The following is a 1,146-nucleotide window of genomic DNA, read 5'->3' on the forward strand; positions in this document are numbered from 1 at the left end:
GTCTGGTTTGCTGGTAGCGGCAAAGGACGACCGAACCCACCGCGTTCTCTCTGATCAATTTCGAAATCGCACCATTGAGCGGGAATACTGGGCGTTGGTGTGGGGCGTGCCGAGTCCGCGATCCGGTCGGATTGAGACCCAGATCGGCCGGAGTCCTACGAATCGAAAAAAAATGGTGGTTTTGGAGGAAGGGGGAAAACTGGCGATTACCACCTACGAAACCCAGGAGCGACTCTATTTGCTTTCTCTGGTAAAATTAAAACTGGGTACCGGACGCACGCATCAGATCCGCGTGCACATGGCCCATATTGGGCATCCTGTTTTTGGGGATGCCGTTTATGGAGGAAGAAATCGCCGGTTGGGTGCCCTGACCACGGCAGAACGGAAAGTGGCGGCTCGTTATTTGGAACTGCTTCCACGCCAGGCCCTCCACGCACGAACCCTGGGGTTTGAACACCCGTACACAAACGAGTGGCTGCGTTTTGAATCGGATTTGCCGGAGGATATGCAGCGCCTGCTGGAGGCAGCCCGGGAAGACTACCAGAAAATATCTTTTGATTGAGTTTTTTAAGACTGACCCGCTGCAATTTAGGGATTGCTTCGCTCCCCCTGAGTGCCGGAAATGACAGGCCATTTTTTCGATGCGTTTTGGTGTTCGTTTAAAATTTCCGAATCCGGATAAACATCTAACTACATTTTGGAGAGAAAAGTGAAGTCGACTGAGAAAAGTGAACCCGATTTTGAAATTCCCTGCGAGGAAAAAATTAAAATGCTTTCCCGGCTGCTTCTGGCCTGGGACGGGCAGTGGTTCCTGAAGACCGTTCAGGAAATCGGACTGGAAAAGGCCGTGGAACAAAATGCCCGGGTGCGCACGAGTTTTGCAAAGATCGAAATGCGCGAGATGTTGAAACGTTTGGGACTGAAGAAAGCAAAAGATCTCCCGCAGGCTGTGGCCATCATTCAGAAATACAGTGAGCTTTTTGGCGGGAACCGCATTCAGGCAGAGTGGGAATTGCGCGGAGAAACGGAAGCAACCCTTCGCGTGCACCGCTGTCCGGCGCTGGAGGGGGCTAAAAAAGCGGGACTGGCCCGTGTGGATCAGCCCTGTGTGGCCTGTGAGCGCCTGTGGCCAACCTGGTTGTCGGT

The 1,146-nt window shown here is 53.1% G+C and carries 2 protein-coding genes; both read left to right on the forward strand.

Going from position 1 to position 1,146, the window contains the following annotated elements:
• Nucleotides 1-562: RluA family pseudouridine synthase (locus GXO76_04290; GenBank protein ID NOY77071.1), on the forward strand; the 562-nt coding region annotated here is incomplete at its 5' end.
• Nucleotides 563-709: 147 nt separating this feature from the next.
• On the forward strand, nucleotides 710-1,146 hold a 437-nt coding region (locus tag GXO76_04295; protein NOY77072.1), incomplete at its 3' end, for an L-2-amino-thiazoline-4-carboxylic acid hydrolase.

The organism is Calditrichota bacterium (assembly GCA_013151735.1).
Lineage (GTDB): Bacteria > Zhuqueibacterota > JdFR-76 > JdFR-76 > BMS3Abin05 > BMS3Abin05.